Origin of the sequence: Rhizobium skierniewicense (assembly GCF_014196515.1) — a bacterium.
Lineage (GTDB): Bacteria > Pseudomonadota > Alphaproteobacteria > Rhizobiales > Rhizobiaceae > Agrobacterium > Agrobacterium skierniewicense.
Genome location: NZ_JACIDV010000025.1, coordinates 1 through 13192 on the forward strand (window position 1 = coordinate 1; position 13192 = coordinate 13192).

Here is a 13192-nt window from a genome sequence, read left to right on the forward strand (position 1 = left end):
ATCCCCGCCCGCGTGCCGCTGACCCCGCACCGGACGACCAAGCGCCCAAAGATCGAAGGCACGCAGGTTGCCATCGTGGCGGGTCCCGAGGGCGAGGAAATCCACCCGGATCAATATGGTCGCATCAAGCTGTGGTTCCCATGGGATCGCAAAGCAAAGAAGGATGGCACAGATACATGCTGGGTACGGGTCGCCCAGAACTGGGCAGGCGCCACATGGGGTGGCCAGATCATTCCGCGGATTGGCATGGAAGTGATGGTCGCATTTGTCGATGGCGACCCTGATCGGCCACTGGTAACAGGGGTGGTGCCGAATGCGCGGCAGAAGGTGCCGTATGAACTGCCAGCGAATAAAACGAAGAGCATATTTCGAACGCAGACGCACAAAGGTCCAGGATTCAACGAACTGAGCTTCGAAGATGACAAATTGAGAGAGCAGATTTATATGCATGCGGAGCGTGATATGGATGTTGAAGTCGAGAATAACTCTTCTCAAGTCGTCGGTAACGACCTAGTTTCCTATGTACGACACGATAGTTTTGAGAGGGTAGACGGAAATAAAAGCTCGGTCGTATCTAAAGATTTCACCTCTCAAATCAGAAAAAACAAAACTACTCAAGTAGAGGGAGACTTTCGGCTATCAGTCGGTCTCTCCAAATCGGTGGACGCTCGGACCGACAATGATCTTAGGGTCTTTGACCAATTTTTAAAGCTTAAGGATGCCTATCAAATTCTAGACGACCCATTCAAAGGAGCTGGCGACTTTATGGTACATGTTTCTGGCAAATCATCGATGAGAGTCGTCGGGAATAGTACAGAGATATCCAATGGCTCTAAATCGATCGCATCCGGAAAAAGCGTCCTTATCTCGGGCAATCAACACGTCATCGTGAGCTCTGGGCAAAGCATCGAGCTTCGATGCGGGAAGTCAAAGATCAAGATGACATCCGACGGAAAAATAGAAGTTGAGGGTCTATCCGTAGCGATACGCGGCGCCAGAATCGATTTGAATTAGTCCGAGTTTTAAGATGACTTACAATGGAACAGAAGTCGGTGTGGAACTTGATGCAGATGTGCAGCATCATGAATCTGATGAGATATTTGCAGCAAGGCTACCCGGTGTTTCCGAGTCGTGGAAACCAGTTTTTGATGAGCAATCTAATGCCGTTATTGGTTGGATAGATGAACGAGCCGGCGTAAAAACTATATATGACATCGAAGGTAAATTTGTCTCAATCGAGGAAAAGCCTCTCGAGAATGTTTATGTTGTAGAAGACATCATATTACTTTTTGTGGGCATCACGGAGATACGCTGGATCTTACGTGGAGGTGGCGAGGTAGCCGCCGCCGCAGGTCGTCAGGTAGGTCGATCTGCTGTCATAGGGCTAGCTGCCGCCCGAATTAGTAGATCAGCCCTAGTTGGACTAAGAGTCGCGTTTCGTACATTAACACAGAGGCAGATTTTTAGGTTCACTGGCACAACTGCCGCTCATATGGCGGAAGCCGGGCGTTATGTTCCCACTCACATCCTCTACCTTGCGGTTAGATATGGGCGGCGTGTTGCGGATCCTCAAGGTGCAAAAGGAGCGATGAAATTTCTTCTAGAAATCGAAAAGTATGACAAGCAAGGAAATGCCAAAAAATATATGCTTGAGGTGGTGATGCGTATGGACGATTGGACAGTTCTCCATTTTTTGTACAAGTAGTGATTCGATGGACACATCTAAAGTGATATTTGGGCCATTCGGTGAAGTTCAAACAATCTACGGATTGAACTACTACTCATTCTCATTCCGAGGTTCAATCAGCGAGTCGTTATTTCCTCATATCGACAATGAAGAAGTGCTTGTGGTCACCTGGAATGATATTGATATCGTATTTTCACTCGTGGAAAAGGCTGCAGATGGTCTCGTATATCTTACTCGAGTTGAAACCAGGATAAGACCAGACAATAGTAATTTCTTAAAATATAACTGTGCCAGGATGCGCGCATCCGTTTTGAAAGAATGTGTTTTCAGTATACCGTCGTTTTTAAATTCCTGCCCACTAATTTGCTTCGATAGTGAGAGTGTCATTGTAGTGATCGATGCTGAGGCGTGGACCGGTGAGATTTTTCGCTCGAACACGGAGGACCATCAGGTTTTGTTGGGTGCCGATTTCTCGGTCATAGGCTTTTATTTCAGCGGAGTAACGTTTGATACAGTATAGGCCGGGACTTGCGTGCAATAATTGTGAAAACCAAAGGATAGTTTTGAGGTATTAAGATGTCTCCAGCCCATCGCCGCACAGACATTGGCTCCGGCCACTCCTGCCACTTCCCTCCCACCCTTGCTACAGGCGGCAGCCCCAATGTCTTCGTCAACAATAAGCCCTTGATGCGTGTCGGTGACGCCTATGTACCCCATGGCTGCCCGGTCTGCCCTGAACCGACCCATGGTCGCAAGCTGGCCGCTGGCTCGTCCACTGTCTTCATAAATGGTAAGCCTGCCGGTCGTATCGGCGATGCGATTGACTGTGGTGGACAGGCACAAACGGGTTCATCCAACGTCTTCATTGGAGATGAGTCTGGTTCGGGCTCAGGTGCTGGTTCTGGTGGAACGGAGTGCCAGAAAAACATGGCCTCCCAATCGATGCCGATGGTGCGGGGATAGATGGCATGATGCCGAACGTTATTGACGAGAGGCAACTGTCTTCAGTTGCTCAGGCTTTGTTGAAAAGCGTTTCCGAACTTGCTTCCGATCGTGACAAGCGCGTTTATGCGGTCATGGACGGCTCGCAGTTCAAGGATCTGCCGCGATTACTGAAGCAGTCCGGTGTCTCCCACCGCCCACTTTACCGCTATGCAGGCGGAGACTACGCCGTCATCGTCGGCGGGCCTTGGCTGGTCAATCCCTATCAGGCTGCATTCTCGCATTCGAACGACACGTCTTCCAGCGATGCTGCCGAGGATGATCTTTCCGATGACGAGCTCGAGGCGCGCTCTTCGGCTCTCTCCGCGCAGATGGTGTCCTCCCTAGAGGCGGGTGATCCAACCGGCGGCGGCATGCTGCCGGGGGAAGAGGCTGATCCGGCACTTGTCGTCGAGCGCCTACAGAAAATCATCGAGTTGAGTGATGGAAAGCCAGCTCTCGTCGTCTGGTCAGGCGATGGAGATTTCACTGCTGAAGAACTTTATCGACACTTGCGCTGTATGAATACGGTCCGCGTGCCCCCGTCAGATAAGGGCGATAAACATACGCAGATGCTAGGTGGCGGTGGTGGCCGCGAGATTGTTGTAGCCGGTGGAGAAGAAGACAGTGAAGACTATTCGAGTTTCCGTGGCTATGAGCGCGTGATTTTTCGTCATGCCGATGCGAATGTCATGATCCAGGTCATTCCTGTTCTGGACGAAATGCAGACGGCAATCCTCTTTGGTCCTGCGGAGCAGATTATCTTTGCGCCGGATGCAACATGGGGTGGCGGCGTGAAGCGTGCGAGGCAGAGGGACGGCGTCCCGCAGCAGCATGGCATTTTGACCCTGAGTGAAAAGAACATCGATGCGATGGCCGATATTCGCCTTGAGGCGTCGCGGCGAAAGCGGGTTGCCTTGTTTCGGAACTCGACGCCGCACCTTCTCGAAGGTCTGAACGATGAAGAGGCGCTTTCCTGCATGGAGCGCTATGAGCAGCAGGCCCGCGCCCATGGACTTCGCACCGAGCGCGGCTTTTATCAGTGGACCTATTTGATGAGTTCCAGTGAAGGCCGGTTCATCCAGTCGCCCGAAATTCGTGATCACCTGAAAAGCGGAAGCCCGGACAAGCGTCTAGACGAGATGATGGGCTTCATGGCGAACGCTGCGATGACGGGAGCAAGGGCTTGAGTTCACTGGCAATTGGCGGCGTTGAGGCCCGGGCTGCAGCAGGTGTGGCGGGACGATTAGCTTCACGTGCCGCTCCGGCCTTGATCGGTGGTCCGCTTGGAATTGCACTTGGCGCGGCATTGCTTGCCTACGGCGCTTATGAGCTCTACCAAATGTACAACGAAAGCCACTCGGAGACTTCCGATGAGGACCCCGGCGAGTGTACTGGTGATTGTGCCGAAGCGAAGAAGAAAAGAGAGCAAGAGAAGATCGATAAGATGGACTCTGATTCGACCCAAAAGCCGGGTGATAAAGACTTCAACAAAGACCGGCCTGGTACGTTCGACGACGCCAACAAGGATTTTGACGATCTCGTCAGCGGCGATTTTGTAGATAAGGGGAACGGGGTCAGAATAGGAAATCTCTCGGATGGTCGAACAGTAACCGTTCGTCCAAACAGTAAGAGCAACGGTCCGACGCTTGACATCATCAAGCCGAATGGACGGCCTTTTCGTAAGTATAGATATCCCGGCGCGCCATCGAGTTGAGGTTTGTGATGCATTTCGATCAATACGGATTCAGTAAGTCGTTCTGTAAAGATAACGGTTATAAAATCTTTTTTGGAACAGACTGGCTGGACGATTCCGAGTTTGAGGCTTTCGAGAAGTTTTTTGACAATAAAACATTGAAGTTCAACATAAATAAAGCTTCATCTGAGCCATCTGAGCCATCTGAGCTTGCATCTTTTGAAGATGCTGTAAGGCTGGAAAGTCAATTCGTGGATGTCGATAAGATAATAGCGGTTGAAAACCATTCGGCCCTCTACATAAGCGATGATCGAGATATATTTGTCGTTGCGGCCAAAGAGGACACCTTGTCGAAACTCGTCGAGGACATCGTGCGTGCCGGCGGCAAGACATATTCTTCTTTGGTCAGAAGCGGGGTGGTTGAACCGAAAAAGCAGGTCAAAGACTATTTCAATTATTGGGCCTCCCTCAATGTGGAACTGCCATCCATGCCTTGAGCACGCCCGCGCATTTGGCCCTCGATACGATTTTCTGAATGTGTCGAGCGAAACTCGATAAATGAAACACTCGCTGTGCAACCGCAATATGCTATGCAAGTCACAATCGGGACGCATGTGACGGCGAGCGCGCTTGCAGGAAGATGGGGCGGAATCTTGATTTTTTTTGCTCGATCATCGCCTGCCCCGGGTGGCATTGCCGACCGTCGAGACGTTTGGGTTCAGGGATCACGGAATGGAAATTGACGGGCTCAGCCATCTGCCTGAAAAGAAGCGACGCGAGTTGCAGCGTGTCGCGCAGATCATTTTCGAAGAATTCGACGAGTCCCTGAAAACCAAGCTCTCGGAAAAGGCCAAGCGCGGGCGAATCCTGAAGCTCATCCTGTTCGGCTCCTATGCGCGCGGCAACTGGGTGGAAGATCGCAAAAGCGGCTATCTCTCTGATTATGACCTGCTGATCGTCGTCAATCATGAACAGTTTGCCGAAAGATACGAGGCCTGGGAAAAGGCGGCCGCACGCTTCGTGCAGGCATTCGATATCGCCGGACATCTCTCCGCGCCAGTGAATTTCATTGTGCATTCGTATGAAGAAGTGAACTCGCTGCTGGCACGGGGATGGCCGTTTTTCGTGGATATCGCCCGTGACGGAATCCCGCTTTACGATGCCCCCGGTCATCCTCTGGCCTCGCCGAAAAATCTGACGCCAGAGGAGGCGAGGGCCGAGGCGCAGAAGCATTTTGACCACTGGTTTCCGAGTGCTGCGCACCGGTTTGAATTGGCTATGATAGCTACTCAGAGAGATTTCTTGAAGGAAGCTGTCTTTGATCTCCACCAAACAGCCGAGCGCCTTTACCATTGCGTGCTGAACGTAATTTCACTCTACAGCCCCAAATCCCACAAGCTGACATTCCTGCGCTCACAGGCAGAGCGTATCGCACCTGAACTCGGTGCGGTCTGGCCTGACGATACCAAATTCGCCAAACGCTGCTTCAGCCGTTTGGAACGCGCCTATGTCGATGCCCGATATTCCCCCTCATACGAAATCACGGACGAGGAACTGGCGTGGCTGGCAGAGCGCGTCAAACTGTTGCAGGATGTGGTTTTGGCTGTCTGTGAACGGGCGCTAAAACCTTCGATCTGAACAGCAACCTCCGCTGTACCGTCCCTTTTGGCATCGTGTGTTTTCAACGTGTATGTTTTGCATAAATCGACACATTCTCGTCGGTTGACACATTGAAAGATGGCATGTCGATCAACGAAGGTGTGTCGATCTCTTCATGATACCACTGAATGTCCGCGCCAAGAAGGAAACCGTCAAACCGGAAGAACTGGTCGGGCCTCCGGTGGACGCGATTTCTTCCCAAGGTCAGACAACGAACAGGGAGTCAGGGTGAATAAGATATTTGCCCGCGCGCTCACCACGCACCATGATAATCTTGAGCGACGAGAGGGCTATGGGAACCAGTTGGCCCAATCCGGACTCATCATGTGAACATTTCCAGGCTATCACGCGACACGCTCTGTCGTCACAGCGCGCTACGCCCAAACTGCGGCGCCAACAGTCTGTCGTTTTGCCGCAACCCGTCCCTGCCCACTGACATGCGCTGTCTGTAGCAAACCGAGCGCTGGCCATTCGCACGAAGCTCCCGCAATGCTAACCGGCGGCCACCACATTGTGTCGGTCTATCCGGTCTCGAAGCGAGGCAACAACGGCCTGCAGAAAAGCGTCTCGCCGAGCACCCGATGGTGCCGACAGCGTTTTTTCCAGTCGCTCGTGAATCTTCGACATGAACCCGACGTGGTCGAAACTGTGAGCCGCAATGTTGATCTCGACCTCTTCCATGTAGTGCGCAAGGTGCGGGCCCAGCTCCAGGTTTGCATCTGTTTGGTAGTGGGCTGCCATTCGCTCTGCAAGTGTTCCCATCAGGACGTGGGGACCATATTTCTCGCTCATTCCTTCTCCTCTTCTAATGTCAGCCAATTACATAGGCACAGCGATGGGTGAGCACGAGATGTTTCACTTGCCATCGCGAAAACGTTATCTGTGAGCAAGCGGATCTCAAACCTTTTTGACGTGCAACAAGCCAAAGCTCCCGAATTTGCGGCTGCCAGTGGTTTCTGGTGCGCACCAATCGCTGGCTGCGATGGAAACGATTCAATCGCCATGGATCATACCATGGGATTCGGCTAGGACAGAACATCAGCAGGATCGTGGTGAAACGCATGGCAGGATCATTGGAAGCAAGGCCGCTTTTCGGCATCGGGCTGGCGGCCATGGGCTACTCCTGTTTCGCGTTGCAGGATGCGCTCGTCAAATGGCTGGTCGAAAGCTACCAGGTCCCGCAAATCCTCTTCGTGCGAAGCGCACTCATCGTGCTGATTACCGGCGTCCTGGCATATCGCTATCGCCACCCCTCCATCCTCAAAAGCAAATATCGCGGCACCGTCGTCATTCGCGCAGCGCTCATGCTCACCGCCTGGGTGCTGTTCTACAGCTCCGCCCGATATCTGGGGCTGGCGGAACTCACCACGCTCTATTTCTCCGCGCCGATCATGGTCATGGTCCTCTCCATCTTCGTGCTGAAGGAGAAGGTCGGGGCAGGCCGCTGGATAGCCTGCGCGGTCGGTTTCGTCGGTGTCGTCGCCGCTGCCAATCCGGCCAGTTCGCCAAACTGGCTGCCCGCAACACTGTGCATCGTCGCAGGCTTCTGCTGGGCGTGGAGCACCATCCTCATTCGCCTCGTCAGCAGAAGCGAAACGACATTGACGCAGATGTATGCCACCAGTGCCCTGTTCGGCATCGCCTGCGCACTGTCCTTGCCCTGGCTCTGGAAAAACCCGGATGCGCAAGGCTGGCTGCTCATGATCGGGGTCGGGCTGGTCTCGACGATAGGCCAATATCTTCTCTATGAAGGCTTCAGACATGCGCCCGCCTCGTCGCTGGCACCAGTGGAATATACCGGCCTGATCTGGGCCTTCATCTATGGCTACGCCATCTGGACGGAAATCCCGGCAATCAACGTCTTCATCGGCGCAGTTCTTATCGCCGCTGCAAGCCTTGTGCTTGTGGGTTGGGAGCGGCGGAGTTTTCATGAATCTTCACAGCGCAACTGAATTTATGGTCCACGCGGGAAGTGATATATCGATAGGAGCCGACTAGAGCATTTCTTTGAGTGGGCAAGAGAGCTTTACCGTGGCTACTGGCGAAACCGTTTGTTTGATTGCTGCCAAATCAATAATGACTTTGCTGGCGGCAATTTCGTGCTTGCATCGGATGCAGCCATGATACTTCGAGAGGCAGCTGCGGAAATCATGGTGCGTCCCGACGGCGAGATGTCGGTAAAAGGAACGCTAATTCGGCTTGAAGGTGATAAGATATGTCTGAATTAATACATATGATAAGGTTCGGCATAATCTCATTCGTTTTCGGATGGTCGGGGATAGCCTCAAGCACTCATGCTCAAGAGGCGTTTGACCCTGGTAAGGCGTTTTGCGAGCGGCAGACTTTCAGTCTCGAGACCATAGGAGAAATAAAGCCTTGGCTCGACTATTTCAGTGGCTTGCGCAACGGGCGATCAGACGCTCCTGGTGACTCCTGCCAAAGTAGTACTGTCCGTTCGATTGTCGAAATGTCTAGGAGTAGTAGTGTAGAAGTTGCGGAAGCTAGGAGAGAGGCAATACTCGTATCCTATATCGCCAAAGCCAGTGAACCAGAGCTTGCTGAAAAAAAGTATGATGTAGATGGGTCGTTTCGGTATCGCAATGACTTGGTTCTCGCTGGCTTCACGTGGCTTTTATGTCCCGGCAGAGGAACTGAGAGAGCCACTTGTGTAAGAAATATAGTGCTCAAGTTCCCTGACCAATTTCTTAGCAGTAGTCCTATTCTATGTGATTTTTCCAGGAGCGAGGTTAAATCAATCGAATGGCCGGAAGACCGGCGTGAACTGCCCCTGCTGTGTAGGAATGGCGGGGATTCTCAGGTCGGTCCTGATGCATGGCTTAAAGCTGCCGCAATCACTTTTGGTGATTAAGGTAGATAATATGCCACAAGTAGATGACTTAGACTTATTTGGTAGACCTGTATCGATCTTCCGATTGACTTCGCTATGGCCCGTTTTTGTCGCTCCACCCAATAAATTGATTGTAACCCTCGGCTCAGGCCAGGGGATACATATATCGCTCGTAAATAGCCTTTTCGCTCACGCAACTCTGCGCCTTAAATAAAAAACGCCCCCAAAATGAGAGCGTTCACAATATTTGTCGACGTATATTAAGCGGCAGCGCGATTGCGTTTTTTGCCATCTGCACCAGCCGCGCAACCTGCTCATCGTCAGCAACGCCAGCTACATTCCATTCTTCAACCAAAGCAGCGAGTGCTTCATCTTTCTCAACGCCTTCGATGGCATTGTTGGCGTGCATCTGGTTGACGCGCCATGCGACGTCTTTGGTTTTGTTAGAGGAAAAGCGGTTCATGTGTTGCCTCCACTGTTTGTAATCGCGTGATTTCAATACAAGTCGCGCTCACAGTGTTCCTTAAATATTAAAGGATTCCCGTTCGACCTGCAATGTAAAACAGTGGTGAATATCAAAGTGGGCATTCCAGATATATGTCTGTTTTAAGTCCAATAATCGCTCAAGAACGGCAAAGCAAGTACCTGACTTTCGCTGACGTGATATCTATCTTACTCGTCTCGTAAACGCTGCCACTCATCGATCAATGATTTGTATTTTTCGCGGAACACGACTTCTTCATCGTCCTGTAGCGGAGTTGTCTGAGGGGAAAAGAAGGCCTTACGAAGCGGGTCAATAATGCGCATGTCGTTTGCGTCAAGCTTAGTCAGCGCGCGTTGCATAACCCACAAGCCCAATCGTGCTCCCTCGTCTGATAATGCAGGCTCCTCGCTAAAATAAGGATACACAACACGGGTATATTCGCCCCTCACGCGAGCGTGCAAGGCATCCTTTATTCGGATCGTACCTAAATCGGCAACTAGAAGATTGCCGTGTACACTTTTAGGAATGATTTCAACCAGTTCATTTGACCATCTCAATCTTGCACTTAGCAGCTCAAGAATACCATCTTTCAGCAAAGGATATAAACGTGTGAAGTTTTTGTTCGAAATTATACGGTTACTGATTGCCTCTGATAGATCGCCTTCCCCCGAGATGTGGTTCTTCACATCTGACCAGAAGGGCGCATAATAATCTCCCCCTTGGCTACGGTTACCGCCAGCTTCCTTTTTGCGGTCAAGATTGATGTCGGCTTTCAAAATTTTGCGACGTAACGCAGGAGGCGCATAGAATAGTTGTAGCGCTTTTCGTAGAGGAAGATCGAATACAGACATCTGGCCCACATTTTTTGGTTGAGTTAAAGATCACTATAATAATCTCACCAAAACAAGGGCGGAAAACTTGTTTTCAACCTCTAATCGATCAGTGACACATGGATTTGATCAGAATTTGAATCATCACAAATTTAGTTTTCCAACTTATAGAAGGTGCGGATTGGGTGCAGCTAGCGATCCAATTGAGGTCATAAATGTTCGTATCAGTCACCGGATTTATGCAGTTAACAGGTGACGGCTACCCAAAAAAAGAACTTGATCGACGTTGTTATTCAACTTAAACGGTTAATAAGTTTTTTTGGGGGGCGGTAACGCATGAAATTCGATATAGCTGCTAAGCTGGTCTCTCCGTCTCAGAGGGCTTGGGTAGTTCATGCAGGTCGAGCGCGTGTTAATTATCGCGATTTCTCTGACAATGGCATTGTATTCTTGGAATCGCCGTACCTCCGTCTTGAAAATCATATTGTAAGATCGAAGAGCAATCTTCGGCGCGCTATTAGGCGTGCAGTTGCTTGGCGTAAACACGCTGAAACGACAGGGAGTTTTGCACCTAGTGAGATATTATCTGACTATGATGCAGACACCTTTAAAGAGACTGATCTTCAGTCGCTGAGCGGGAGCATCAACCGCCTTTACGGCTTAGCAAAAAAAGGCGACTTGGTTATTGTGCCTGGGAGGGATTTTTCCGAAGGCATCGCTCAACCAGTGATACGCTTGGGTGAAATCGTTTCCGACTTCAATCCGTCTGAGACTTACAGCGGCTCGAAACTGTCATCGCAGCAAGTCCCCTTTCGTAAGGTCCGATGGCTCAACGTTGTTCCTCGTAAGTCGATTACATTTGAGCTTGAGAAGCGCATTGGCAAACCGCCAGCGGTACGCGAAGTAAAAATTGATCGTGATAACGAAGAACTTTTGAAGTATGCATACGATTCCTATATCTTTGAGGGAAATTCAAGCAGCTTCGTGACTGCGGATAAGTATGATGCCAGAGACTTTGTTGTTTTAAACCAGTCAAGTGAATTGATCGCGTTTCTTGTTTCAGCGCATGCCGTTATTTCCAAAGGTATTGAGCCGGGAACTATCAGTGACATCCGTGCTTTTACTGAGCAGCATTTTCAAGAAGCACCTATCGAAAATATTGAGGTTGATTTTGCGTCTCCGGGGCATTGGCGAATTGTGGGCGCGACAGTTTCATTGGCGGCCTTCGTTTCACTTGGGGTTGCGGTTTTTACTTCTGGTGAATCGTCAGCAAGCCTAAAAGGGGGAATCGAAGTAATGAACTCGGTTTCTCCGGAAGATGGCACGGCAAAAGATCTACAGGAGTCAATGAATATTCTTTTGGATTCTGTCGGAAAACTGCCACTTGAACAGGCTACCGATACTGCTCGTAAAGCTAAGTCCGTAATTGGCCTGCAAAGCTCAACTAAGCCTGTAAATTAGAGGGGCGTATCTGGTGCGACGTTTGTTAGCCCACATTGGAAATGTGTTGGTGAAGGATACGATTCCTGTCTGGATGTCACTCGTGTTAATGGTGGCTGGAGCGATAGCCACTTATTGGCTTGCACCAAAAATAAATGCTCAGTTTGAGGTGCAGGCGGCTCGTCGTGAGTACTTAGTGAAAAACCTTGAGTCATTCTCTGGTGACACCAAGAATCTAATTGATGTGATAGCCAAAAGCGTTAATGAGAAAAGTAAATTTAAGTACGATGAATTGGTGTCAAGTATAAATCCAAATATTGCAAAGTTGCAGTTTTCCGGAACGCAACTACTTTACGTGGTTCCCCAACAGTCGGCCGATATTGTTTCATTTCAAAGAACTTTAAGAGCGCTACAGAATGATATGCTCGCGTTTCAGCCCGGTGACGACCCAAAACCCATTTTGGATACTTCAAAGTTACTGCTGACCCAATCTTTGGTTATATATGAAGCATTGCTTGCTAGAGCAGGACTTGGGGACGAGATATCTAAAAAGTGAGCCTCTTAGCGTCCCACTTGTTTTCACAAAATTTAATCTGTGACCGCGCTGTTTGGGTGGTAATCGGACACGATGTCGTCCCTTCACATTAGTTGGTGATCCGCATAATGGGCACCGGTAGCTATGCGTCGAAGGCGACTATAGGTGATTAGTGAATGTTGTTTTGTATGGGCATCTAGCAGACAGTTGCCGCTACGTGTCCTGGAACTGTCTTCCACATTCTGCATTGCTAGGTTAGCGCAATCAAACCCCATCTCGGTGCACCAAATTTGCGATGCAAGAGTCTGATATCGAAGAGTGCCAAAATAGGAAAATATTCATATTTTGATTTACGACGAGAGATTTTTCCTTTATAGTATTTGAAGTCGCGTTCTCCTGCTGGCAGCACCAGATGAAGAAGGTGGCGGGTTTTGTTCTGATGATATTCAGGCATCTGAGCGGAACTCAATAGATGAAATGCTTGACGAGCAGGCGGAATAGCCCGGTGGTGACCCTATGGGCAGAACGGGCTTTCTTGTTGCGCATTGATGTATTTCGAGTATGGCTGAGTTTGGAACGCGGATGATGGCACAGAAGTAGGAAGACTAGGAAGATTATATTTCAGCTTGGCGTGCGGGCCCGGATGCTGGCTGGAAATGCGGTTTGATAGTTGGGGGCGCTGAGAAGTGCCACACATATACAGTTACGAGGTAGCTTTCAGCGCCCCGTTGAAATGGCTTGCGTAGCTTATGGGTTGGGCAAGCAACGAATGGTGATGACGCGAGCTCAATGAGCTGCGTGAACGAACAGGTGTGTCTTGTTGAGCGAAAGAGGTGAAATCGAAGGATAAACGCGAAGATATAAAATAGCTAAATTTACAATACTGCATATATAGAAATATATATTTGCAGATCGAATTGGTGTATTAATATATAAATTATCTGTAGTCGAATATGCGGATGGTCTGGATAAGTGTGCGTATTTTTGGGCGGAAACCAGCTTGAAAGCTCGGAATCGACTGCAAATGAAGGG

14 protein-coding genes are annotated in these 13192 nt (G+C 50.1%); 11 read left to right on the forward strand and 3 right to left on the reverse strand.

The window, feature by feature from the left end:
• The 7 genes from GGQ73_RS22560 to GGQ73_RS22590 all read left to right on the forward strand — a co-directional run.
• The coding region (locus GGQ73_RS22560; RefSeq protein ID WP_183897963.1) for a type VI secretion system Vgr family protein at positions 1–1014 on the forward strand (1014 nt) is incomplete at its 5' end.
• A gap of 13 nt (positions 1015–1027) precedes the next feature.
• Positions 1028–1705: a hypothetical protein gene (locus GGQ73_RS22565; RefSeq protein WP_183897964.1), complete on the forward strand. Its 678-nt coding sequence runs from the start codon at positions 1028–1030 to the stop codon at positions 1703–1705.
• Between the two features lie 558 nt (positions 1706–2263).
• Entirely contained in the window at positions 2264–2650 is a 387-nt protein-coding gene (locus GGQ73_RS22570; RefSeq protein WP_183897965.1) for a PAAR domain-containing protein, read from the forward strand.
• Between the two features lie 5 nt (positions 2651–2655).
• On the forward strand, positions 2656–3858 hold the full coding sequence (locus GGQ73_RS22575; protein WP_183897966.1) for a hypothetical protein: 1203 nt from the start codon (positions 2656–2658) through the stop codon (positions 3856–3858).
• Positions 3855–4385 (forward strand): hypothetical protein, encoded by a 531-nt coding sequence (locus GGQ73_RS22580; RefSeq protein WP_183897967.1) that lies wholly within the window; start codon positions 3855–3857, stop codon positions 4383–4385. Before GGQ73_RS22575 ends, GGQ73_RS22580 begins: the two co-directional genes overlap by 4 nt.
• A gap of 8 nt (positions 4386–4393) precedes the next feature.
• Positions 4394–4861: a hypothetical protein gene (locus tag GGQ73_RS22585; RefSeq protein WP_183897968.1), complete on the forward strand. Its 468-nt coding sequence runs from the start codon at positions 4394–4396 to the stop codon at positions 4859–4861.
• A 235-nt stretch (positions 4862–5096) separates the two neighbouring features.
• Entirely contained in the window at positions 5097–6002 is a 906-nt protein-coding gene (locus GGQ73_RS22590) for a HEPN domain-containing protein (RefSeq protein WP_183897969.1), read from the forward strand.
• Positions 6003–6515: 513 nt separating this feature from the next.
• Here GGQ73_RS22590 and GGQ73_RS22595 read toward each other — a convergent pair.
• On the reverse strand, positions 6516–6815 hold the full coding sequence (locus GGQ73_RS22595) for a hypothetical protein (RefSeq protein ID WP_183897970.1): 300 nt from the start codon (positions 6813–6815) through the stop codon (positions 6516–6518).
• A 269-nt stretch (positions 6816–7084) separates the two neighbouring features.
• Here GGQ73_RS22595 and GGQ73_RS22600 point away from each other — a divergent pair, with 269 nt between their 5' ends.
• Positions 7085–7975, forward strand: a complete 891-nt coding sequence (locus tag GGQ73_RS22600; RefSeq protein ID WP_183897971.1) for a DMT family transporter — start codon at positions 7085–7087, stop codon at positions 7973–7975.
• A gap of 263 nt (positions 7976–8238) precedes the next feature.
• A complete protein-coding gene (locus tag GGQ73_RS22605; protein ID WP_183897972.1) occupies positions 8239–8892 on the forward strand; it encodes a hypothetical protein in 654 nt (217 codons plus the stop codon).
• Positions 8893–9109: 217 nt separating this feature from the next.
• Here the strand turns inward: GGQ73_RS22605 and GGQ73_RS22610 are convergent, their stop codons facing one another.
• Both GGQ73_RS22610 and GGQ73_RS22615 read right to left on the reverse strand, forming a co-directional pair.
• The gene (locus GGQ73_RS22610) at positions 9110–9334 is read right to left on the reverse strand and encodes a hypothetical protein (RefSeq protein ID WP_183897973.1); all 225 of its coding nucleotides are present in this window, start codon (positions 9332–9334) and stop codon (positions 9110–9112) included.
• 209 nt (positions 9335–9543) lie between these two features.
• Positions 9544–10206, reverse strand: a complete 663-nt coding sequence (locus tag GGQ73_RS22615) for a hypothetical protein (protein ID WP_183897974.1) — start codon at positions 10204–10206, stop codon at positions 9544–9546.
• Between the two features lie 315 nt (positions 10207–10521).
• Here GGQ73_RS22615 and GGQ73_RS22620 point away from each other — a divergent pair, with 315 nt between their 5' ends.
• Positions 10522–11646, forward strand: a complete 1125-nt coding sequence (locus GGQ73_RS22620) for a hypothetical protein (protein WP_183897975.1) — start codon at positions 10522–10524, stop codon at positions 11644–11646.
• A 49-nt stretch (positions 11647–11695) separates the two neighbouring features.
• Positions 11696–12181: a hypothetical protein gene (locus GGQ73_RS22625; RefSeq protein WP_183897976.1), complete on the forward strand. Its 486-nt coding sequence runs from the start codon at positions 11696–11698 to the stop codon at positions 12179–12181.
• The last annotated feature ends 1011 nt before the right edge of the window (positions 12182–13192 follow it).

Bases quoted from the DNA above. Each gene is read 5' to 3' on its own strand.
- GGQ73_RS22610 (WP_183897973.1), bottom strand. From the start codon at position 9,334: ATGAACCGCTTTTCCTCTAACAAAACCAAAGACGTCGCATGGCGCGTC.
- GGQ73_RS22575 (WP_183897966.1), top strand. From the start codon at position 2,656: ATGATGCCGAACGTTATTGACGAGAGGCAACTGTCTTCAGTTGCTCAG.
- GGQ73_RS22590 (WP_183897969.1), top strand. From the start codon at position 5,097: ATGGAAATTGACGGGCTCAGCCATCTGCCTGAAAAGAAGCGACGCGAG.
- GGQ73_RS22570 (WP_183897965.1), top strand. From the start codon at position 2,264: ATGTCTCCAGCCCATCGCCGCACAGACATTGGCTCCGGCCACTCCTGC.
- GGQ73_RS22615 (WP_183897974.1), bottom strand. From the start codon at position 10,206: ATGTCTGTATTCGATCTTCCTCTACGAAAAGCGCTACAACTATTCTAT.
- GGQ73_RS22605 (WP_183897972.1), top strand. From the start codon at position 8,239: ATGTCTGAATTAATACATATGATAAGGTTCGGCATAATCTCATTCGTT.
- GGQ73_RS22585 (WP_183897968.1), top strand. From the start codon at position 4,394: ATGCATTTCGATCAATACGGATTCAGTAAGTCGTTCTGTAAAGATAAC.
- GGQ73_RS22595 (WP_183897970.1), bottom strand. From the start codon at position 6,815: ATGAGCGAGAAATATGGTCCCCACGTCCTGATGGGAACACTTGCAGAG.
- GGQ73_RS22600 (WP_183897971.1), top strand. From the start codon at position 7,085: ATGGCAGGATCATTGGAAGCAAGGCCGCTTTTCGGCATCGGGCTGGCG.
- GGQ73_RS22565 (WP_183897964.1), top strand. From the start codon at position 1,028: ATGACTTACAATGGAACAGAAGTCGGTGTGGAACTTGATGCAGATGTG.
- GGQ73_RS22620 (WP_183897975.1), top strand. From the start codon at position 10,522: ATGAAATTCGATATAGCTGCTAAGCTGGTCTCTCCGTCTCAGAGGGCT.